Raw genomic sequence first — 20,159 nt, 5'->3', positions numbered from 1 at the left:
GTTTCCACAAGACTCGGCAAATGCGGCATGTTGGCCGATAAGCGAAGCGCTATCCGTCTCCAGTCCATTCGACCAATGGGCGAGCGAGAGCTTTAATGGCTGAGGTAACGATCAGCAACTAGACTCGCATTTAAGGTCTGATCCCCGGTTGATCGCGTTGCTGCCGACACGATCGACGAGCCCCATAAGGGTACGGAGGTAGGGCCGAGACTCCAAACACAACAAAAGCAACTGGAGGTTTTAATGAAGATGGTGAAATCCACCCTGGCTATTCTGACTACCGCAACCGTTCTCGGCATCAGCGGCTTCGTGCATGCCGGCGCTACCCTGGACGCGGTACAGAAGAAAGGTTTCGTTCAGTGCGGTATCAGCGATGGTCTGCCTGGCTTCTCCTACGCCGATGCGAAGGGTAATTACTTTGGCCTCGATGTCGATGTCTGTCGCGCAGTGGCAGCGGCCTTGTTCGGCGATGCAACCAAGGTTAAATACAGCCCGCTGACGGCCAAGGAGCGCTTCACCGCGCTGCAATCCGGCGAAATCGACATGCTGTCGCGCAACACCACCTGGACCAGTTCGCGCGACTCCGGTCTGGGCCTGAACTTCGCCGGCGTCAACTACTACGACGGGCAGGGCTTCCTGGTTAACAAGAAACTCGGTGTTACCAGTGCCAAGGAACTCGACGGTGCGACCGTGTGCATCCAGGCCGGTACCACCACCGAGCTGAATCTCTCCGACTACTTCCGCGCCAACGGTCTGAAGTACACCCCGATCACTTACGATACTTCCGACGAGAGCGCCACTTCGCTGGAGTCCGGCCGTTGCGACGTGCTGACGTCCGACCAATCGCAACTCTACGCGCAACGCATCAAGCTGGCTGCGCCGCTGGAGTACGTGGTACTGCCGGAAGTGATCTCCAAAGAGCCGCTGGGCCCGGTGGTGCGTCAGGGTGATGACGAGTGGTTCAACATCGTCCGCTGGAGCCTGTTCGCCATGGTCAACGCCGAAGAGCTGGGCGTTAACTCGAAGAACGTCGAAGAAGTGGCCAAGACCACCAAGAACCCGGATGTTGCCCGTCTGCTGGGCGGCGAAGGTGAGTTCGGCAAGGATCTGAAGCTGCCGAAAGACTGGGCGGTGCAGATCGTCAAGCAAGTGGGTAACTACGGCGAGAGCTTCGACCGTAACGTCGGCGCCGGCAGCGATCTGAAGATCGAGCGCGGCCTCAACGCCCTGTGGAACAAAGGTGGTCTGCAATACGCACCGCCAGTGCGCTGATCGTCTTTGCCAGCATCCCGTCCTGGGGCGCTGGCAGGTTCTAGATGACGTGAACCCCGTACCCGCCAATGCGGGTATGGGGGTTCCAAGAGGGCTCCTATGCAAACTCCTGCAAATGCCTCGCACCCACGGGGATCGGTCTGGACCGACCCCAAGGTGCGCGGATGGCTATTCCAAATTCTTGCCGTTATCGTCGTTGTGGCGCTCGGCTGGTATCTGTTCGACAACACCCAGACCAATCTCGAGAACCGCGGGATCACCTCCGGTTTCGCCTTTCTCAACAACAGTGCCGGCTTCGGCATTGCCCAGCACCTGATCGACTACACGGAAAGCGATACCTACGGACGGGTGTTCTTTGTCGGCCTGCTCAATACCCTGCTGGTGTCGGTGATCGGTATCATCGGTGCGACTATCCTGGGTTTCATTCTCGGCGTAGCACGGTTGTCGCCTAACTGGCTGATCAGCAAGCTGGCCACCGTCTATATCGAGACGTTCCGCAATATCCCGCCATTGCTGCAAATTTTCTTCTGGTACTTCGCGGTGATGCTCTCGCTTCCCGGGCCGCGGCAGAGCCTGGAGATAGGCCAGACTTTCTTCCTCAATAGCCGCGGCCTGTACATGCCGTCACCCAGCGCCACCGACAGCTTCATGACCTTTGCCGCTGCCATAGCGGTGGCGCTGATCGGCGTGGTGTTGCTGTCACGTTGGTCGAAGGCGCGCTTCGAAGCGACCGGCAAGTACTTTCCCGTGTCGCTGGGTGCGCTGCCTTTGCTGCTGGGGCTGCCCGCGCTGGCCGTGCTGCTGACGGGTAATCCGCTGCAATGGACTACGCCGGCGCTGAGCGGTTTCAATTTCCGTGGCGGCTGGGTGATGATCCCCGAGCTGATGGCCCTGACCCTGGCGCTGACCATCTATACCGCCGCCTTTATCGCCGAGACCGTGCGTGCCGGGATTCTCTCGGTCAGCCATGGTCAGACCGAGGCGGCGCGCTCCTTGGGCTTGCCCGCGGGCAAGACCCTGCGTCTGGTGATCATCCCGCAAGCACTGCGAGTAATCATTCCGCCGCTGACCAGTCAGTACCTCAATCTGGCGAAGAACTCCTCATTGGCCGCCGGTATCGGCTATCCGGACATGGTCTCCTTGTTCGCTGGCACTGTCCTCAACCAGACCGGCCAGGCCATCGAGGTGGTCGCCATCACCATGAGCGTGTACCTGGCCATCAGCATCAGTATTTCCATGCTGATGAACTGGTACAACAAGCGCATTGCGCTGATCGAGCGGTAAGGAGCAGCCATGCAAACCCATACGTTCAAACCCGATCTACCGCCACCGCTGCTGAGCGTTGGCGTGCTCGGTTGGCTGCGCGCCAACCTGTTCTCCAACTGGTTCAACACCTTGTTGACCCTGTTCGCCGGCTACCTGGTCTGGTTGATTATCCCGCCACTGATCCAGTGGGCTTTCATCGATGCCAACTGGATCGGAACCACCCGTGCCGATTGCACCGGTGACGGTGCCTGCTGGGTGTTCATCCAGCAGCGTTTCGGCCAGTTCATGTACGGTTTCTATCCGACCGAACTGCGCTGGCGCGTCGACCTGACCCTGTGGATGGCGGTGATTGGCGCGGCGCCACTGTTCATTCCGCAGATGCCGCGCAAGGCGCTGTACGGTCTGGCCTTCCTGCTGTTGTACCCCGTGCTGGCCTACTGGCTGCTGCATGGCGGTTTCTTCGGCCTGAGCACGGTATCCACCACCCGTTGGGGCGGCCTGATGCTGACCCTGGTGATTGCCTCCATCGGTATCGCCGGCGCCTTGCCGCTGGGCATCCTGCTGGCGCTTGGCCGGCGTTCGGACATGCCGGCGATTCGGGTGATCTGCGTGACCTTCATCGAGTTCTGGCGCGGCGTACCGCTGATCACGGTGCTGTTCATGTCCTCGGTGATGCTGCCGCTGTTTCTGCCCGAAGGGATGAACTTCGACAAGCTGATGCGGGCGCTGATCGGGGTGATTTTGTTCCAGTCGGCTTATGTGGCCGAGGTGGTGCGTGGCGGCTTGCAGGCCATCCCCAAAGGCCAGTACGAGGCGGCTGCGGCCATGGGCCTGGGCTACTGGCGGATGATGGGTCTGGTGATTCTGCCGCAGGCGTTGAAACTGGTGATTCCGGGTATCGTCAACACCTTTATCGCCCTGTTCAAGGACACCAGCCTGGTGATCATCATCGGCCTGTTCGACCTGCTCAACAGCATCAAACAAGCCACTACCGACCCGGTCTGGCTGGGTATGGCCACCGAAGGCTATGTGTTCGCCGCCCTGGTTTTCTGGATTTTCTGTTTTGGTATGTCCCGTTACTCCATGCACCTGGAGCGCAAGCTCGAGACCGGCCATAAGCGTTAGGAGCCCTTGCAATGTCTGAAGCAATTAAACAAACCAGCGCTGAGCCGATGATCCTGATGGAGGGCGTGCACAAGTGGTACGGTCAGTTCCACGTACTCAAGGACATCAACCTGAGCGTGCAGCCGGGCGAGCGTATCGTTCTCTGCGGTCCATCCGGCTCCGGCAAGTCGACGGCCATTCGCTGCATCAATCGCCTGGAGGAACACCAGCAAGGGCGTATCGTGGTCGACGGCACCGAACTGACCCATGACCTCAAGCACATCGAGACGGTTCGCCGTGAAGTCGGCATGGTGTTCCAGCACTTCAATCTGTTCCCGCATCTGACCGTGCTGCAGAACTGCACGCTGGCGCCGATGTGGGTGCGCAAGATGCCCAAGCGTGAAGCCGAGGAAGTGGCCATGCATTACCTGGAGCGCGTGCGCATTCCCGAGCAGGCCCTCAAGTATCCCGGACAACTCTCCGGTGGTCAGCAGCAGCGGGTGGCCATCGCTCGGGCGCTGTGCATGAAACCGAAAATCATGTTGTTCGATGAGCCGACCTCGGCACTCGACCCGGAAATGGTCAAGGAAGTGCTGGACACCATGGTCGGTCTGGCCGAAGACGGCATGACCATGCTCTGCGTAACCCACGAGATGGGCTTTGCCCGCACCGTGGCGAACCGGGTGCTGTTCCTCGACAGGGGCGAGGTCGTCGAGGAGGCCGATCCGGAAACCTTCTTCACCAATCCGCAGAACGAGCGCACTCAGCTGTTCCTCAGCCAGATCCTGCACTGAGAACCCGCGGCAATGAGAAAAGGAGCCTTTCGGCTCCTTTTTTCATTCAGCGGGTCACTTCACGCGCCCGGCAGCGTTACAACCGTGGGTAATCGATATAGCCGACCGGCCCGGAACCATAGAAGGTTGCCGGCTGCGGCTGGTTTAACGTGGCGTCTTCGGCGAGGCGGGCGGGCAGATCCGGGTTGGCGATAAAGGGGATGCCGAAGGCCACGGCATCGGCCTTGCCTGCGGCCAGCCAGGCGTTGGCCTGCTCCTTGGTGAAGCGCTCGTTGGCGATGAACACGCCGCCGAAGGCTTGCTTGAGGCTCGCTGCCAGGCTGTCATCGGCTTCCTGCTCGCGGGCGCAGATAAAGGCGATGCCGCGCTTGCCCAGCTCTTGGGCGAGGTAGGTAAAGGTCGCGGCGCGGTTGCTGTCGCCCATGTCGTGGCTGTCGGCGCGCGGCGCCAGGTGCATGCCGACCCGGCCGGCGCCCCACACCGCAATCACCGCATCGGTGACTTCCAGCATCAGCCGCGCGCGGTTTTCCAGGGAGCCGCCGTAGCGGTCGCTGCGCTGGTTGGTGCTGTCCTGGAGAAACTGGTCGAGCAGGTAGCCGTTGGCGCCGTGGATCTCCACGCCGTCGAAACCGGCCGCCTTGGCGTTTTCCGCGCCCTGGCGATAGGCCTCGACGATATCGGCGATTTCCTCGGTTTCCAGGGCGCGCGGGGTGACGTATTCGGTGATCGGCCGCACCAGGCTGACATGCCCGGCCGGCGCGATGGCGCTGGGCGCCACCGGCAGTTCACCGTTGAGGTAGCTGGGGTGGGAGATGCGCCCGACATGCCAGAGTTGCAAGACGATCTTACCGCCATTGGCATGCACCGCCTTGGTGATATTGCTCCAGCCGCGCACCTGTGCTTCGGACCAGATGCCGGGCGTGTCCGGGTAGCCGACGCCCATCGGCGTGACCGCGGTGGCCTCGCTGATGATCAGCCCGGCCGAGGCGCGCTGTACGTAGTACTCGGCCATCAGCGCGTTGGGCACGCGCCCGGCGTCGGCGCGGGTGCGGGTCAGCGGCGCCATGATGATGCGGTTGGCGAGTTCCAGCTCGCCGATCTTGATCGGGTCGAAAAGTGTAGGCATGGGTGATTCTCCAGCGGCTGTCATGCAGGGATCGGGTGGGTTAAAGCTCGTGACTGATATGGCGCACAAGCGCCTGGATGGTTTCTTCGTTGCGCTTGAAGAAGTGCCACTGGCCGACCTTGCTGCTGGTCACCAGCCCGGCCCGTTGCAGGGTTGCCAGGTGCGCCGACACCGTCGATTGCGACAGCCCGGTACGCTGGTCGATCTTGCCGGCGCACACGCCGTTCTCCAGCGGGTGATCCTGATCGGCGAAGTACGCCTGCGGATCTTTCAGCCAGTGCAGGATGTCGCGGCGCACCGGATGGGCCAGGGCTTTGATGACTTCATCGATATCGATGGGCATGGACGGGGTTTCCAGGGTTGCGGTTGCGCCATATCGGCATGCAGCGGACTTTATATCGGTGCCTGACGATATACAGATTGTTCGTGCCGATAGTGCTCATCGACCGCACTGATGTGTAAGCTCGGCAGATGAACTACCTCGCGCACCTACACCTCGGCGGCGACGCGCCGGCGCAACTGCTGGGCAGCCTGTATGGCGACTTCGTCAAAGGCCGGCTGGGCGGACAGTGGCCGGCGGATATCGAAGCCGCCATCGCCCTGCATCGGCGCATCGATGCCTTTACCGACAGCCATGCGCTGCTGGCCCAGGCCCGGTCGCGTTTTCCCGCCGAGCGGCGGCGCTGTGCCGGGATTCTTCTGGATCTGTTCTTCGACCATTGCCTGGCGCTGCATTGGGCGGATTACGCCGACGAGCCGCTGGCGCAGTTCACCGGGCGGGTGTACCGGCTCTTGGCCGCCGAGCCGGTTTTGCCCGAGCGCCTGGCCCTGATTGTGCCGCGCATGGCGGCGCAGGACTGGCTGGGCAGCTACCGCGATTTCGCCGTGCTGGAGCAGGTGATCGCCGGCATGGGCCGGCGCCTGTCACGGCCAGGCCTGCTGGATGGCAGCCTGCTCGAGCTGGAGCGCCTGTACGTGCCGCTGAGCGAGGATTTCCGTCAGTTCTACCCGGAGCTGCTCGAGTTCGCCCGGCGCTTGCGGGTGGAGCCGTAGATCCTATGTTTATGTGCAAGGCCCGGATTGTATTTCTGTGGGAGGCCCGACCTCGGGGCGAGCTTTTAACCCGTGCCCGCCAGGCGATAGCTGGGCAGCCCTGCGGGCTGCATTCGCCGCGGGGGCGCGCCTCCTACAAGTTGCGCGACATTACTCGCCGGATGCAATCCGGGACACAGCCGGTGCGCACGGCCTAGGCGGCCGCGCGCACCGGGTTCAGCCCCGCGCGTGGGGATGCAGGTGGAAGCGGCGGATCAGCGCCTTCTCCAGTTCGGCGACGCTGAACAGCAGCAAACCGGCCAGCACCACGCGCAGCCATTCACCGCCGCTCAGCCCGCTGGAGCCGAATACCTGCTGCATGGGCGCTGCATAGGTAAACAGCAGTTGCAGCGCCAGGCACACGGCGATGGCCAGCAGCACCTTGGGATTGCCGAGCAAGCCTTCGCGATTGAGCACCGAGGCGAAGATATGCCGGCTGTTCAACAGGTAGAACATCTCGCCCATCACCACGGTGTTAACGGCCATGGTGCGCGCGCTTTCCAGGCTGTTGCCGTGCTGCATTTCCCAGAGAAACAAGCCGAGGGCGCCGGCCATCATCAGCAGCGACACCATCAGCACGCGCCAGACGAAAAAGCCGGTGAGCAGCGGCTCGGCCGGCGGACGCGGCGGGCGGCTCATCAGGCCCCGCTCGGACGGTTCGAAGGCCAGTGCCAGGGCCAGGGTGATGGAGGTGACCATGTTGATCCACAGCACCTGCACCGGGGTCAGCGGCAGGGTCAGCTGGAACAGGATGGCGGCGATTACGATCAGGGCCTCGCCGCCGTTGGTGGGCAGGACGAACAGGATGAACTTCTTCAGGTTGTCGTAAATCGCCCGGCCTTCGCGCACGGCCCCGGCGATGGTGGCGAAATTGTCGTCGGTAAGGACTATTGCCGCCGCTTCCTTGGCCGCCTCGGTGCCCTTGTGGCCCATCGCCACGCCGACATCCGCACGCTTCAGCGCCGGCGCATCGTTGACTCCGTCGCCGGTCATCGCCACCACTTCGCCGCTGGCCTGCATGGCCTGCACCAGGCGCAGCTTGTGTTCCGGGCTGGCGCGGGCGAACACCTCGATGCCGGGTAGCAGCTTGCGCAGGCTGGGTTCGTCGAGCAGCTCGATTTCGGCACCGGTCAGCGCTGGCCGGCCAACCCCGATGCCCAGTTGCGCGCCGATGGCACGGGCGGTTTCGACATGATCGCCGGTGATCATCTTCACCGCGATGCCGGCGCGCCGACACTCGGCCACCGCGGCGATGGCCTCTGCCCGCGGCGGGTCGATGATGCCGAACAGGGCCAGCAGGGTGAAGCCCTGTTGCACATCGGCAAAGCTCAGGCTGCGTTGCTCGGCATCGGCCGGACGGCTGGCAATGGCCAGCAGGCGCAAGCCGTGGGCGGCGAGGTCGGTGGCCTGGCGTCGCCAGAAATCCGCATCGAGCGGCTGGTCGCCGTCGGCACCGCGTTGCCGGTTGCACATCTCCAGCAGCCGCTCGGGGGCGCCTTTCAGATAGATCAGCCCATGACCGCTGTGGTCATGGTGCAGGGTGGCCATGAAGCGGTGTTCCGACTCGAAGGGAATGGCGTCGCTGCGCGGCAGCTCGGCCTGCGTGGCCAGCGGGTCGAGGCCGCTTTTCAGGGCCAGGGCGACGAGTGCGCCTTCGGTCGGGTCGCCGTGCAGCCGCCAGTTGCCGTCGGCGTCTTCCTCCAGCCGGGCGTCGTTGCACAACAGCGCCGCGCGGCCGATGTCGAGCAGGTTCTGATCGATGTCCAGGGGCGCGCCAGCCAGATGGAAACCGCCCGTGGGGGCGTAACCGACTCCGCTGACGTCGATGACCCGCTGCGCGCTGACCAGCCGTTGCACGCTCATCTCGTTGCGGGTCAGGGTGCCGGTCTTGTCCGAGCAGATCAGGGTGACGGAACCGAGGGTCTCCACCGCCGGCAAGCGCCGTACTATGGCGTTTTGCCGGGCCATGCGCTGCACGCCGAGGGCCAGGATCACGGTCATGATCGCCGGCAATCCTTCCGGGATCGCCGCGACGGTCAGCGCCACCACCAGCATGAATGTCTGCGCCGGATCCTGCCCGCGCCACAGGGTGCCGAGGGCGAAGGTGACGACCGCCAGGATCAGCAGGGCCACGCTCAACCAACGGCTGAAGCCGTCGATCTGCCGCAGCAGTGGCGTGGATATCGACTGCACCTGTTGCAGCATGCTGCCGATACGCCCCAGTTCGGTGGCCGGGCCGGTGGCCACCACCAGGCCGAGGGCCTGGCCGCTGCTGACCAGGGTGCCGGAATAGGCCATGCAGCGGCGGTCGCCGAGCACCGCGTCTTTGCCCGAGCGGGCGATGGATTTCTCCACCGGCACCGACTCGCCGGTCAGCGCCGCTTCTTCGACGACGAAATTCTTCACCCTGAGCAGGCGCAGGTCGGCCGGCACCTTGTCCCCGGACACCAGGCTGACGATATCGCCGGGCACCAGCTGTTCGGCAGGGATTTCCCGGCGTTCGCCATCGCGCAGCACCATGGCATGCAGCGACAGCATGTCGCGAATGGCATCCAGGGCGTGCTCGGCCTTACCCTCCTGAAGGAAGCCGATCAGGGCATTGATCAGCACCACGGCGATAATCACCGCGGTATCCACCCAGTGGCCGAGCAGGGCGGTGACCGCCGCCGCGGCGAGCATCATGTACAGCAGCAGGTTGTGGAATTGCAGCAGCAGACGCCGCAACGGGCCGCGCCGTTTGGGCGGCGGCAGGCGATTGGCCCCATAGCGTTGCCGGCGGCTGGCGATCTCGCTCTCGGCAAGGCCCGCCGGGTTGCCGTGCAGGGCGGCGAGCGCCTGTTGCGCATCGACGCTGTGCCAGTGCGTTGCAGTCTGGGCCGTCTGGGCTGGTTGTCGGGTGTCCATTCAGGCCTCTCCATGCATTGCCTTGTTGGCACAGTAGCCTTATTCACTGGCTATGCTCTGATCTGTATCAACACCGCAGGACATGCGCGGCAGTTGAATAACCGGGCATGCCCAGGCTGGCGAGGTAAGCGAGATGATCAAACTGCTGGTGGCGACCGACCTTTCGCAACGCTCGGCGCATGCGCTGCAGCGTGCCGCTCAGTTGATCCGCAAGCAGGGTGGCGGCGACTGGGCCTTGGTGCATGTGGTCGACGACGATGCGCCTAAGGACTTCGTCGCCGAGCATGTGCAGCGGGTCGAGCGGTTGCTCGCTGAGCAGGCGCAGCAACTGGCCGAACAGACCGGCAGCCGGCCGCGGGTGCTGGTGAGCAGCGGCGAGGTCGAAGCGATCATCTTCGAGGCGTGCCTGGGCATGGACGCCGACCTGCTGGTGGTCGGCTGTCACCGCAAGACGCCGCTGCGCGATTTCTTTCTGGGTTCCAGCGTGGAGCGGCTGATCCGTGGCAGTCATCTGCCGGTACTGCGTGTCGCGCAACCGGTCGTTGCCGATTATCGGCAGGTGTTGGCGGCGCTGGATCTGTCGCCTGGTGCGGTGCAGGCCATGACGCGTGCGCAGCGGCTGGGCCTGCTCGACCCGCAGCACTGCACGGCGGTGTATGCCCAGGAGCCATTTCCGCTGGGGTTGCTGACGGAGGCGGCGATTGATCAGCGCTTACTCGAGAGTCAGACCGAGGAGGCCTTGCTGACGCTGCTGGCGAACCTGCATGACGCCGGCTTGAGCCTGCCCGACGGCTGCGTGCGGGTGCAAGAAGGCCAACCCCGGCAGGTGATTGCCCAGGCGCTGCAACAGCGCCAGGCCGACCTGCTGGTGATCGCCACCCATGAGCGCAAAGGGTTGCCGCGGCTGGTGCTCGGCAGCGTCGCCGGGGCGCTGCTGGCCGAGTTGGCCTGCGACATCCTCTGCGTGCCGCCGCCGGGCTGATTCACGCGGCCTGGCGCTGAGTGCTGCTGTCCGGCTCGAAGGCGCCGGCCACGGCCGCTTGAGCGCGGCGTGCCAGTTGGTTGCGGTTCAGGCTGGCGCTGGCAATCGGTTGCAGCAAGCGGATCTGCACGTCGATCGGGTCACTGGCGAGCAGGCGCAACAGGTGCGAGAGCATGTCGTCGTCGCCGATAAAGGGCGTGGTCAGGCAGGGCCGGCCGTCGCGCAGGTAGCGGATGGCGACCGGTTGCAGGGCGACCCCGGTATCGATGGCGCTGCTCAGCAAGCGGCCGTGGAAGGTGCGCAGGATCTGGCCGTCGCTGGTGGTGCCTTCCGGGAAAATCAGCAGCGGCCGACCCTGTCCCAGATGCTGGCCGAGTTGCCGGTTGAGCAGGCTGCCGTCGCCCGCGCCGCGGCGGATGAACAGGGTGCCGGCCTGGCGCGCCAGCCAGCCGGCCAATGGCCAGGAGCGCACCTCGGCCTTGGACAGGAACGACAGCGGGGCGAGCCTGCCAAGCAGCGGAATATCGGTCCAGGAGATGTGATTGCTGACCCACAGCATCGGTTCCTGCGGCAGCTCGCCGTGCACGCTCAGGCGAAACGGCAGGGCATTGCTCAGGCGCGCAAAGAACCAGCGGCTCAGGCGTTGGCGCAGGTTCATCGGGTCATGCCGCAGCAAAGGTTCCAGCAGATTCAGCAGCCCGGCCAGCAGGGTGCCCAGGCCGAGTACCGCCAGCAAACGCAGGAGACGCAGAGATAAACGTAGTTTCGCCATGGATGGCTCCGGGGGACGCGAGTGCCGGCATGTCTACCGGTTCCTGGAACTCGCTGCAAGTCTGCAATGCCGCGAACCCGGAACTCGCAATGCGCGGCTGCAGCGGCTTACAAGGTAAGTCGGTTCAGACCGCCGCCTTGAAGTGGCGGGCGTAGCGTGGGCAGAGTTCGTCGCGCTTGAGCAGGATGAACACATCGGCTACCTGGAAATCCTCATCCCAGCACGGCTCGCCGCAGATCTTCGCGCCCAGGCGCATGTAGGCCTTGAGCAGCGGCGGCAGCTCGGCGATGACGTTGCTCGGCACCGCCAGGATCGGCAGCGGCTTCTTCGGCTCGGCCCGCAGGTGCTCGGTGCACAGGTAGCGTTCGCGCAGGCGCTGCATGATCGCCTGGGCCTGGATGCCGCCGTCCTGCATGGAGATGCTGGCGCAGCCCATCAGGTAGCGGTAATCGCCCCGGTTGAGGACTTCGGCCAGCTCGGCCCAGAGCACGGCGATGGTGGCGCCGTTGCGGTAGGCGCTGTCGACGCAGGTGCGGCCGATTTCCAGCAGCGGGCCTTCGAGATGCGGCAGGCCGTGCAGGCTGAATTCCTCTTCGCTGTAGAACCGCCCCAGGCCGGCGGCGGCCTGATGGTCGAGCAGGCGGGTGGTGGCCACCAGCCGGCCGCTGTTCAGATCGCGCACGCCGATGTGCTGGCAGTGAATGTCGTAGTCATCCATGTCCAGACCGAGCTCGGCACCCTTGAGCTTGGCCGCGAACTCGGCGCTGAACACGCGAAAGCGCAGGGCCTGGGCTTCCCGCAGGGCAGCGGGGCCGACCAGACGCTCGGCTTGCAAGCGACGTGCTGGGGTGGTGCGGTCGCGGGTGATTGCCATCTGAGTCATGCCGTTCTCTCCGTTGGCCAGCTTTTTGTCTTGCAGCCGGTCGATCTTGTTGGGCAAGCTCAGGCTAGGTAGCAGCGGTGTCACCCCTGTGAAGTTTTGGTGATGCTTGTGTGACAAGCCGCTGCGACTCCAACCCGTTTGAGGAACTGCGAATGCCCTGGCCAATCCTGTTGCAAACCCACCAGCGCCTGCCGGCCGCGAGCAACCTGGAGGCGTGGTATACCGCGCTGCTGGCGCGGCTGGGCACGCCGGCGCCATTCGAGTTGGCCTTGCTCGGCGGGCGTTTGGCGGCGACGCCGGGGCTGGCCTTCCTCGCCGGTTATCAAGGCGCCCTGCGGGTGCTGTGGCCGTCCGCGCCCTGGTCGCTGGGCGCGCTCTGTGTCACCGAGAACAAGAGCGTGCGCCCGGCGGATATGCAGACCCGGCTCAGCGACCTGCTGCTGCATGGGCGCAAGGATTTCGTCACGGCAGGCGATGCCGCCGACTGGCTGCTGGTCGCCGCCCGCGAAGAGCCGCCGGCGCAAGCGGTGCGGTTGGCCCTGGGCGTGGTGCGCAATGGCGATCCCGGGGTGCGCATCGAGGCGCTGCCGGCGCTGCCCTTGATGCCGGACATCGGCCACGCCCGCCTGCATCTCGACGGCGCCCACTGCGCGCGCTTGGCCGGCGATGGCTGGGATGATTACGTGAAGCCTTTTCGCAGCATCGAGGATCTGCACGTGCTGGCCGCCGTCGGTGCCTGGTTGTATGGCGTGGGGCAGGAGTCGCGCTGGCCGCAGGCGTTGCAGTTGCGCCTGCTCGGCTTGCTCGCCGGTTGTGCCGAAGTGGCCCGGCAAGGCCCGGCACAACCCGCCACGCATCTGCTGCTGGCCGGGCTGTTCGCCCAGTTCGCCGCACTCGACCCCGAGTTGCACGCGGCCTTCGCCGCCGGGCCGGCGCAGTGGGCCGCCTTGTGGCAACGCGACCGCGGCCTGCTGTCGATTGCCGGGGCGGCGCGCGGCAAACGCCTGGCCAATGCCCAGGCCGCCTTGGGCCTGCAGCTGTAACGTGCTCGCTCGCCAGCGCCGTTTCGCCTCATCGAAGGCGTGCTAGTGCCTTCGCCTGGCCACGGCGTCGTCGGCTCGAGCTGCGGCAGAGTTGCCAGTTGCGGCCCGCCGCGCCAGTCGCGTCACGGCCTTGAGCAGCCACTACAGCAGGCTTTGCAAGGCCGCCACGGACGACTATCGTGGCGACCTTGATGCTTAACCTGCGGGTGCTTATGCGAATCTGCCTGACCTGCCTTTTGTTGCTGGCCGCGTACTGATGCCCGGAATGGTTTTCCCTTGGCGCAGCGGCAACCAGTTCGCCTTGCTCAACGATGGCCCGAGCTTCTTCCCGCGGATGATCGAGGCCATCGGCGCCGCTCGCCAATCGGTCGCGCTGGAGCTGTACCTGGTGCAAAGCGGCGCCTGCATGGCAGTCCTGGCGCAAGCCTTGTGCGCGGCGGCGCAACGCGGCGTCGAGGTGCGTTGCCTGTTCGACGATTACGGTTGCCAGTCCCTGTCGCAGGTCGACCGCCGGCGTCTGAGCGCCTCCGGCGTGCAGTTACGCCGCTACAACCCGTTGCGTTGGCGCCGAGGGCTCCGTAATTTCTATCGTGACCACCGCAAGTTGTTGCTGGTCGATGGCCGGCTGGCCTTTGTCGGCGGCACCGGCGCGACCGATCAGTTCTGGATTCCGGGCGAAACCGCCAGCCTCTGGCACGAGGTCATGGTGGAAATCGCCGGGCCGCTGGTGGCCGACTGGCAAGAGTTGTTCGACCGCCAATGGCATGCCCTGCATGCCCGGCTTGCCTGGCGGCCAAGGCCGACGCTGGGGCTGACACATCTGCCGCTATCGCCGCCAGTGGGTGAGGGCCTGGGCCGGGTGGCCTACGCCGATGCCCGCCAGCATCGCGACATTCTGCAGTCACTGGTGCGTGCGCTACACGGCGCCAAGCAACGCATCTGGCTGGCCACGCCGTATTTCCTGCCGACCTGGAAAGTCCGCCGCGCTTTGCGCAAGGCGGCGGCGCGCGGGGTCGAGGTGCGCCTGCTGCTCAGCGGTCGGCACACCGACAACCCGCCGGTGCGCTTTGCCGGCCAGCGCTACTACCCCAAGCTGCTCAGGGCCGGGGTGCAAATCTTCGAATACCAGCCACGTTTTCTGCACCTGAAAATGGTGCTGGTGGACGACTGGGTCAGCGTCGGCTCGTGCAACTTCGACCACTGGAACCTGCGCTTCAACCTCGACGCCAATGTGGAGGCGCTCGACCCGGAGCTGACCGCCGCGGTGGCCGCCAGCTTCCAGGCGGATTTCGCCGACAGCCTCGAGATCAGCCAGGAACTCTGGCACGCCCGGCCCTGGTGGCGGCGTCTACAGCAACGCCTGTGGGGCTGGCTGGATCGGCTGGTGGTGAACCTGCTCGACCGACGTCGCTAGCCGGCCGTTGAAAACAGGCTCGGCTGTCTCGCCTACGTTCTTCAACGGCCTGCTAGGTTGCACTTTGGCTTGGCCGCCCGACATGCGGGCATGTTTCTCTGCGATGTAGTTCTAGGCTATTACCTGTGTACTGAACGGGGGGCGGATACTGCTTTGGCTCCCCCAACCCGTTACAGGAGAACGCTCATGGCTGCGAAAAAGATTCTGATGCTGGTCGGCGACTACGTCGAAGACTACGAAGTGATGGTGCCGTTCCAGGCCTTGCAGATGGTGGGCCACAGCGTGCATGCGGTCTGCCCGGACAAGAACGCCGGGCAAACCGTGCGCACCGCCATCCACGACTTCGAAGGCGAGCAGACCTACAGCGAAAAGCCCGGGCACAACTTCGCCCTCAACTTCGACTTCAGCCTGGTCAAGGCCGACGATTACGACGCCCTGCTGATTCCCGGCGGCCGCGCCCCGGAATACCTGCGCCTGCATGCCGAGGTGCTGGCCCTGGTGCAGGCCTTCAATACAGCCAACAAGCCCATCGCCGCGGTCTGCCATGGCGCCCAACTGCTGGCCGCCGCCGGTGTGCTCGACGGCCGTGAATGCAGCGCCTACCCGGCCTGCGGGCCGGAAGTGCAGCTGGCCGGTGGCCGCTACATGGCGATCGCCGTGGATCAGGCCCATGTCCAGGGCAACCTGGTCACCGCCCCGGCCTGGCCCGCGCACCCGGCCTGGCTGGCCGCTTTCCTCAAGCTGCTGGGCACCCGGATCAGCCTGTAGACTGGCGACCGGGCAAGCGCCGATGTACTGGCGCTTGCCCGGTGCTATTAGCCGCTCCCCGATCGAGGCAAGACGCCCATGTGCGAGCTCTACGTCAAAGCCGACCCGATTCTCTACGAATCGCGCTCGCGCTCGCTGCGCATCCGCGGCGTGGTCACCACCCTGCGCCTGGAAAACCAGTTCTGGGACATCCTCGCCGAGATCGCCGCGGTCGACGGCATGACCACCAACCAACTGATCAGCAAGCTCTACGACGAGGTCATGGACTACCGCGGCGAAGTGGTGAATTTCGCCTCCTTCCTGCGCGTCAGCTGCACCCGTTTTCTCGCCCAGCGGCCGAGCAATGTGCGCGAGTTGTCACTGGCGCAGCGTGCGCAATAGTCAGGCAGGCAAAGCAGGTGCTGTGTTTCTGTGTAGGAAGGCCGACCCGGCGCGGTGCTTTTGGGCGGCCCCGCTAACAGCGCCAGAGCCGGCCGGGCTGGCCGCTCGTCTGGCGGTATTGCAGCCGGCAACAGCGCACTTACGCCGACTGGATTAAACTCGTTTACCAGGCCGGACAAAGGAGGCGAGCGATGAGCCGCGAATTAAAGATCGAAGATATTCAGGTGGGCGAGGGCAAGGCCGTGGTTAAAGGTGCCTTGATCACCACCCAGTACAACGGCTTTCTCGAAGACGGCAGCAAGTTCGACTCCTCCTACGACCGCGGCAAACCCTTCCAGTGCGTGATCGGCACCGGCCGCGTGATCAAAGGCTGGGATCAAGGCCTGATGGGCATGCGAGTCGGCGGCAAACGCAAACTCTTCGTCCCGGCCCACCTCGGCTACGGCGAAAGAGAATTCGGCGCCCATATCAAGCCCCACTCCAACCTGATCTTCGAGATCGAACTGCTGGAAGTGCTGACCCGGGACGATTGATGGGCGCCTGCGCCGCCGGTGCGAGCAACACCCGGTCTGACGGGCTTCGCCGCTATGTAGGCGGGCGTCGAGCGCAACGATACCCAGCACGGCTAATCGCCGGCCCAGCACCAATGCCCAGAGCAATGCTTGCCGCGACTCGGTTAGAGGGGCGCGCAAGAAATCGCCAGCCTGGCATGACTCGCGCCAATGGGGTGATGGACAGACTGACTGGGCTAGGTCGCGTTTGCTGCGACCCCCCTCCAAGCTAGACAAGGCTTACGGGAGGACAAGGAACGTTATACGACATTACTGTCGTGTTTAAATGCGACAGTAATGTCGTCCAATAGTCGTTATGTGTCTTAAGGAGTAAGGCGCTTGGAAGATTTAGCCGAAGGTGCATTGAAAGGATTACTACGTATCATTGGGCTCGTAGTCAGATCTTTAATCTGGCTAATTTGGGAGTTTTGCTTCGAGGAAATTGCTTGGTATGTAGGTTGGCCTGTATGCCGCCTAATTACTCTCGGAAAACTACCAAGAACACCTATTACTGAGCGCGAGAATTCCACCTACCTAACCAATTTCTTAGTATCCATGGTCGGAATTTTCTCACTTTTGGCACTCGGCATAATAATCGCAAAGCTAGTTGGTTCCGGTTAATAGTTGCACGCAACACATAACAACTGTATATAGGCTCTCCCACAAGTACTGAGCAAAGCTTTCCTTTTAAATCAATGGAGTCAGAGTCATTGATTTTAGCTAGGCAACACGGAAGTGGAGGGGGCAGAGTGCCTGCCGGCCACTGTTTTTGGATAGAGCGCCGGAGCGGGAAGTGACTGTAATCCGTGAGGCCACGAACAAGGCGTGGGTTTTGGGCGATGATCGGTTCAAGGCCAAAATCGAAGCCAAGACAGGCGGCGGGCGATTGCCCAGGGGGGACAGAAAGTCTGCGGGGTATCGGGAAGTTGAGAGTCAATGACACTGAGCCCATTGATCTAACGCAGCATCGGCAACGCAGGTAGTTTCCCGACGGCCTGTTAAAATGCAGCGCAATGCCCACCTGATAAAGCCCCCATGAACTCAGACGCCATCGCTACCCTGCAGCAGCAGTTGCTCGCCTCGCTAAGCCCCGCTCCCGACGAAAGCAGACGCCTGTTCCACGGCCGCGGACGCCGCTGGCCGGGGCTTGAGCAGATCACGGTCGACTGGTTGCAGGGGCTGCTGCTGGTGTCGCTGTTCCGCGAGCCGGAGCCGGCGCAGTTGGCTGGGCTAAAACACATGCTCATGGCGCTGACCCAGTCGCCCGTCTGGCTGGACAGCCAGGCGCACAGCCTGCTGCTGCAACACCGCTACTTGCCGGATAGCGCGACCGAGTGGCTGCTCGGCGAGGTGCGCGATGCATGGCTGATCAGCGAGCATGGCCTGCGTTACCAGCTGGATCTGGGCAAGAAGCAGAACAGCGGCTTGTTCCTGGACATGCGCTACGGCCGCCGCTGGGTGCAAGCCCAGGCCCGGGGCAAGCGGGTGCTCAATCTGTTCGCCTACACCTGCGGCTTCTCGGTCGCCGCGATTGCCGGAGGCGCCGAACATGTGCTGAACCTGGATATGGCCAGGGCGGCCCTCAGCCGAGGGCGGGACAATCACCGCCTGAATGGGCATGACCTCAGTCGGGTGAGTTTTCTGGACCATGATTTATTCAAATCCTGGGGCAAGGTCAGAAAGTGCGGCCCTTATGACCTGGTCATCATCGACCCGCCTTCTTTCCAGAAAGGCAGTTTTGTCCTGACCCAGGATTATCGAAAAGTCCTGCGCCGCCTGCCTGAGTTGCTCGGCGCAGAAGGCGTGGTGCTGGCCTGCGTGAACGATCCGGAGGTCGGCCCTGAGTTTTTGCTCGAGGGCATGGCCAGTGAGGCGCCGAGCCTGAGGTTTGTCCAGCGCCTGGACAACCCGCCGGAGTTCGCCGACATCCAGCCCGACGGCGGCTTGAAAGCCCTGGTCTTTAGCCGCCACACTGGCAGCCCCTTGTAGTGACAGCGGAGATCCACGTGCCCCAGATCGAACCCCAACAGCGCCTGGCTGCCCGCCTGGCCATACTCGGCAACCCGGACGCCCAGGACTGCACGGTCTACCGGCCGGATGACGAGGATCCCGATGCGGAAGAACTGGATCTCGGCGATGCCAAGATTCTCTTCAGCGGTGCGTTCCAGGCGCCTGGCGAATGGGACGAGTTCGAGCGTGCCGAGTTCTTCGGCGATGTCGAGCCCGAGTTGTTCGTCACTGCCTATATCGAGTGCGAGGCCAAGCCCGATGCGGCCGGTTTCTTCGTGGCTGACGTCGGCGATTATGTGGCGACCATGCCGGGGCTGGGCGAGGTGGTGATGTTCTTTGTGCACGACTACAGCGACGCCGAGCAGGGTCGCCACTACACCCTCATCCGCGACGATGAAGCGCTGGACTGAGAAGCGCTGAAAACACACTCGCGGCGCCGCTCTATGGCTTCACCACCCTGAGGCCTGCGCCGGCGCGTCAGTCGCCTGTGCTCGCTCGGCCAGGCAATGGGCCTTTCAGGGTTATTGGCCGCCGCTTTGCAGGTCGCACCGCTACGCCGGCGCGGCGGCGTTGTGGTCGCATATCTGGTTGCGTCCGCCTTGTTTGGCCAGGTACATGCGCCGGTCGGCCAGCTCCAGTAGCTCGTGGCAGTTGGACGCCTGGTCATGGCGGCGCTCGGCCAGGCCGATGCTGGCGGTCAGCGGGCTGCCGTCCGGGCGGTTGCCCAGGCCGTGCTGCATCAGGCGCTGCAGAGCCTGGTCGGCCTGGGCCATGTCGGTGTTGGGCATGATCAGAAGGAACTCTTCGCCACCCCAGCGCAGCAGGCTGTCGGCGTCGCGCAGGTTGCTCTGCAGGTGGGCGGCGAAGGCGCAGAGGGTGCGGTCGCCGGCTTCATGGCCGAAGTTGTCGTTGACCGCCTTGAAGTGATCGAGGTCGATGAAGGCCAGGCTCAGGTAGCTGTTGTTGCGCTGCGCGCCGCTCCAGTGCAGGCCGAGGATCTCCTCGCCGCTGCCGCGCGAGAGCATGCCGGTCAGTGGGTCGTGAATGGCTTGGCGCAGCAGGGCGATCATGAACGCCAGCTGGCTCATGCTGGCCAGGGCGGTGACCCCGGCAATCAGGATCAGCAGCCAGAAGCCGCCGGCGAAGGAGGGCCAGTTGAGGGTCGACCAACCCAGATAACCGGCCAAGCCCTGGGCCAACAGCAACAGGCTGGCCAGGGCCAGATTCTCCTTCAGGCTGAGGGGGAAGATGGACAGCCCGGCCATCAGCACGAAGGGCAGGAAGGCATAGCCGGTGGCCGCCGCCGCGGAAAACTCGGTGAGCTGATGGCTGCCGAGCAGGGTGTGCGAGGCCACGTAGAACAGCGTGGGGATGGCGAACAGCAGGGTGATGGCGCGGTAGGCTTCGAACAGGTTGCCGCTGGGTCGGTAGAACAGCAGCAGGCAGACGAAGGCGCCGCTGGCCAGGATGCGGAACAACGCCAGCCCGGCCCACAGGGAGAAGTCGAAGACCATGATGTCGATCACGGCCCACAGGGGGGTGAGCACGGCAAACAGGAAGGCGAACAGCCGCACGCGGTTGACGATCATGGTGGCCCGGCGCTGGTTGAGGAGCAGCGAGTGCTGTCGGGGCGTGAGCAGCTGCGGCAGTTCGCTGGGGCGCAATTCCCCCGGTAGCAGGGTCGCCAGGCAGCGGATCAAGGGCTCGAAGGCGGATCTCATGGTTGTTTCTCTGGCCTGGTAAAGGGGGCTGCATTTTATAACTGGCAGATTGCCAGTGTGCCGGCGCAAATCTGGC

At 64.0% G+C, this 20,159-nt stretch carries 19 protein-coding genes; 13 read left to right on the top strand and 6 right to left on the bottom strand.

Going from position 1 to position 20,159, the window contains the following annotated elements:
• The first annotated feature begins 243 nt into the window (after positions 1-243).
• The 4 genes from P8H27_RS00180 to P8H27_RS00165 all read left to right on the top strand — a co-directional run bounded on the left by P8H27_RS00180 (position 244) and on the right by P8H27_RS00165 (position 4,436).
• Complete coding sequence (locus P8H27_RS00180) at positions 244-1,272, top strand: amino acid ABC transporter substrate-binding protein (RefSeq protein WP_289634599.1); 1,029 nt, start codon at positions 244-246, stop codon at positions 1,270-1,272.
• 99 nt (positions 1,273-1,371) lie between these two features.
• Positions 1,372-2,556, top strand: coding sequence for an amino acid ABC transporter permease (locus P8H27_RS00175; protein ID WP_289634598.1), 1,185 nt, complete (start codon positions 1,372-1,374; stop codon positions 2,554-2,556).
• Between the two features lie 9 nt (positions 2,557-2,565).
• Complete coding sequence (locus P8H27_RS00170; protein WP_289634597.1) at positions 2,566-3,663, top strand: amino acid ABC transporter permease; 1,098 nt, start codon at positions 2,566-2,568, stop codon at positions 3,661-3,663.
• 11 nt (positions 3,664-3,674) lie between these two features.
• The gene (locus P8H27_RS00165; protein ID WP_289634596.1) at positions 3,675-4,436 is read left to right on the top strand and encodes an amino acid ABC transporter ATP-binding protein; all 762 of its coding nucleotides are present in this window, start codon (positions 3,675-3,677) and stop codon (positions 4,434-4,436) included.
• A 76-nt stretch (positions 4,437-4,512) separates the two neighbouring features.
• Here the strand turns inward: P8H27_RS00165 and P8H27_RS00160 are convergent, their stop codons facing one another.
• Positions 4,513-5,562, bottom strand: coding sequence for an alkene reductase (locus P8H27_RS00160; protein WP_289634595.1), 1,050 nt, complete (start codon positions 5,560-5,562; stop codon positions 4,513-4,515).
• Between the two features lie 40 nt (positions 5,563-5,602).
• Positions 5,603-5,905 (bottom strand): helix-turn-helix transcriptional regulator, encoded by a 303-nt coding sequence (locus P8H27_RS00155; RefSeq protein ID WP_289634594.1) that lies wholly within the window; start codon positions 5,903-5,905, stop codon positions 5,603-5,605.
• Between the two features lie 128 nt (positions 5,906-6,033).
• Here P8H27_RS00155 and P8H27_RS00150 point away from each other — a divergent pair, with 128 nt between their 5' ends.
• A complete protein-coding gene (locus tag P8H27_RS00150; RefSeq protein ID WP_289634593.1) occupies positions 6,034-6,615 on the top strand; it encodes an ACP phosphodiesterase in 582 nt (193 codons plus the stop codon).
• Positions 6,616-6,831: 216 nt separating this feature from the next.
• On the opposite strand, the gene P8H27_RS00145 is transcribed toward P8H27_RS00150, so the two are convergent.
• Entirely contained in the window at positions 6,832-9,558 is a 2,727-nt protein-coding gene (locus tag P8H27_RS00145; protein WP_289634592.1) for a cation-transporting P-type ATPase, read from the bottom strand.
• A gap of 133 nt (positions 9,559-9,691) precedes the next feature.
• Between P8H27_RS00145 and P8H27_RS00140 the strand changes: the two genes are divergently transcribed.
• Positions 9,692-10,540 (top strand): universal stress protein, encoded by an 849-nt coding sequence (locus P8H27_RS00140; protein WP_289634591.1) that lies wholly within the window; start codon positions 9,692-9,694, stop codon positions 10,538-10,540.
• A 1-nt stretch (position 10,541) separates the two neighbouring features.
• On the opposite strand, the gene P8H27_RS00135 is transcribed toward P8H27_RS00140, so the two are convergent.
• Positions 10,542-11,312, bottom strand: coding sequence for a 1-acyl-sn-glycerol-3-phosphate acyltransferase (locus P8H27_RS00135; protein WP_289634590.1), 771 nt, complete (start codon positions 11,310-11,312; stop codon positions 10,542-10,544).
• A 124-nt stretch (positions 11,313-11,436) separates the two neighbouring features.
• Positions 11,437-12,195 carry an L-ornithine N(alpha)-acyltransferase gene (gene olsB / locus P8H27_RS00130; RefSeq protein ID WP_289634589.1) on the bottom strand — a complete coding sequence of 253 codons (759 nt, stop codon included), beginning with the start codon at positions 12,193-12,195 and terminating at the stop codon, positions 11,437-11,439.
• A 152-nt stretch (positions 12,196-12,347) separates the two neighbouring features.
• On the opposite strand from olsB, the gene P8H27_RS00125 reads away from it, so the two are divergent.
• The 7 genes from P8H27_RS00125 (at position 12,348) to P8H27_RS00095 (ending at position 18,772) form a co-directional block, all read left to right on the top strand.
• Positions 12,348-13,238: an acyl-CoA dehydrogenase gene (locus P8H27_RS00125; RefSeq protein WP_289634588.1), complete on the top strand. Its 891-nt coding sequence runs from the start codon at positions 12,348-12,350 to the stop codon at positions 13,236-13,238.
• Between the two features lie 256 nt (positions 13,239-13,494).
• Positions 13,495-14,652, top strand: coding sequence for a phosphatidylserine/phosphatidylglycerophosphate/cardiolipin synthase family protein (locus P8H27_RS00120; RefSeq protein ID WP_289634587.1), 1,158 nt, complete (start codon positions 13,495-13,497; stop codon positions 14,650-14,652).
• 186 nt (positions 14,653-14,838) lie between these two features.
• Positions 14,839-15,420 carry a DJ-1/PfpI family protein gene (locus P8H27_RS00115; protein WP_289634586.1) on the top strand — a complete coding sequence of 194 codons (582 nt, stop codon included), beginning with the start codon at positions 14,839-14,841 and terminating at the stop codon, positions 15,418-15,420.
• Positions 15,421-15,498: 78 nt separating this feature from the next.
• Entirely contained in the window at positions 15,499-15,801 is a 303-nt protein-coding gene (locus tag P8H27_RS00110; RefSeq protein WP_289634585.1) for a ribbon-helix-helix domain-containing protein, read from the top strand.
• A gap of 191 nt (positions 15,802-15,992) precedes the next feature.
• Entirely contained in the window at positions 15,993-16,334 is a 342-nt protein-coding gene (locus P8H27_RS00105; RefSeq protein WP_289634584.1) for an FKBP-type peptidyl-prolyl cis-trans isomerase, read from the top strand.
• Positions 16,335-17,387: 1,053 nt separating this feature from the next.
• The gene (locus P8H27_RS00100; protein WP_289634583.1) at positions 17,388-18,341 is read left to right on the top strand and encodes a class I SAM-dependent methyltransferase; all 954 of its coding nucleotides are present in this window, start codon (positions 17,388-17,390) and stop codon (positions 18,339-18,341) included.
• 17 nt (positions 18,342-18,358) lie between these two features.
• Positions 18,359-18,772, top strand: a complete 414-nt coding sequence (locus P8H27_RS00095; protein WP_289634582.1) for a hypothetical protein — start codon at positions 18,359-18,361, stop codon at positions 18,770-18,772.
• Between the two features lie 141 nt (positions 18,773-18,913).
• Here the strand turns inward: P8H27_RS00095 and P8H27_RS00090 are convergent, their stop codons facing one another.
• Positions 18,914-20,083 carry a diguanylate cyclase gene (locus P8H27_RS00090; RefSeq protein ID WP_289634581.1) on the bottom strand — a complete coding sequence of 390 codons (1,170 nt, stop codon included), beginning with the start codon at positions 20,081-20,083 and terminating at the stop codon, positions 18,914-18,916.
• Between the last annotated feature and the right edge of the window lie 76 nt (positions 20,084-20,159).

Origin of the sequence: Pseudomonas sp. sp1636 (genome assembly GCF_030376615.1) — a bacterium.
Lineage (GTDB): Bacteria > Pseudomonadota > Gammaproteobacteria > Pseudomonadales > Pseudomonadaceae > Aquipseudomonas.
This window is presented reverse-complemented; position numbering and strand designations above follow the sequence as displayed.

Excerpts from the sequence above, each read along its gene's own strand:
- P8H27_RS00180 (WP_289634599.1), top strand. The coding sequence starts at position 244 with ATGAAGATGGTGAAATCCACCCTGGCTATTCTGACTACCGCAACCGTT.
- P8H27_RS00175 (WP_289634598.1), top strand. The coding sequence starts at position 1,372 with ATGCAAACTCCTGCAAATGCCTCGCACCCACGGGGATCGGTCTGGACC.
- P8H27_RS00170 (WP_289634597.1), top strand. The coding sequence starts at position 2,566 with ATGCAAACCCATACGTTCAAACCCGATCTACCGCCACCGCTGCTGAGC.
- P8H27_RS00165 (WP_289634596.1), top strand. The coding sequence starts at position 3,675 with ATGTCTGAAGCAATTAAACAAACCAGCGCTGAGCCGATGATCCTGATG.
- P8H27_RS00160 (WP_289634595.1), bottom strand. The coding sequence starts at position 5,562 with ATGCCTACACTTTTCGACCCGATCAAGATCGGCGAGCTGGAACTCGCC.
- P8H27_RS00155 (WP_289634594.1), bottom strand. The coding sequence starts at position 5,905 with ATGCCCATCGATATCGATGAAGTCATCAAAGCCCTGGCCCATCCGGTG.
- P8H27_RS00150 (WP_289634593.1), top strand. The coding sequence starts at position 6,034 with ATGAACTACCTCGCGCACCTACACCTCGGCGGCGACGCGCCGGCGCAA.
- P8H27_RS00145 (WP_289634592.1), bottom strand. The coding sequence starts at position 9,558 with ATGGACACCCGACAACCAGCCCAGACGGCCCAGACTGCAACGCACTGG.
- P8H27_RS00140 (WP_289634591.1), top strand. The coding sequence starts at position 9,692 with ATGATCAAACTGCTGGTGGCGACCGACCTTTCGCAACGCTCGGCGCAT.
- P8H27_RS00135 (WP_289634590.1), bottom strand. The coding sequence starts at position 11,312 with ATGGCGAAACTACGTTTATCTCTGCGTCTCCTGCGTTTGCTGGCGGTA.
- olsB (WP_289634589.1), bottom strand. The coding sequence starts at position 12,195 with ATGACTCAGATGGCAATCACCCGCGACCGCACCACCCCAGCACGTCGC.
- P8H27_RS00125 (WP_289634588.1), top strand. The coding sequence starts at position 12,348 with ATGCCCTGGCCAATCCTGTTGCAAACCCACCAGCGCCTGCCGGCCGCG.
- P8H27_RS00120 (WP_289634587.1), top strand. The coding sequence starts at position 13,495 with ATGCCCGGAATGGTTTTCCCTTGGCGCAGCGGCAACCAGTTCGCCTTG.
- P8H27_RS00115 (WP_289634586.1), top strand. The coding sequence starts at position 14,839 with ATGGCTGCGAAAAAGATTCTGATGCTGGTCGGCGACTACGTCGAAGAC.
- P8H27_RS00110 (WP_289634585.1), top strand. The coding sequence starts at position 15,499 with ATGTGCGAGCTCTACGTCAAAGCCGACCCGATTCTCTACGAATCGCGC.
- P8H27_RS00105 (WP_289634584.1), top strand. The coding sequence starts at position 15,993 with ATGAGCCGCGAATTAAAGATCGAAGATATTCAGGTGGGCGAGGGCAAG.
- P8H27_RS00100 (WP_289634583.1), top strand. The coding sequence starts at position 17,388 with ATGAACTCAGACGCCATCGCTACCCTGCAGCAGCAGTTGCTCGCCTCG.
- P8H27_RS00090 (WP_289634581.1), bottom strand. The coding sequence starts at position 20,083 with ATGAGATCCGCCTTCGAGCCCTTGATCCGCTGCCTGGCGACCCTGCTA.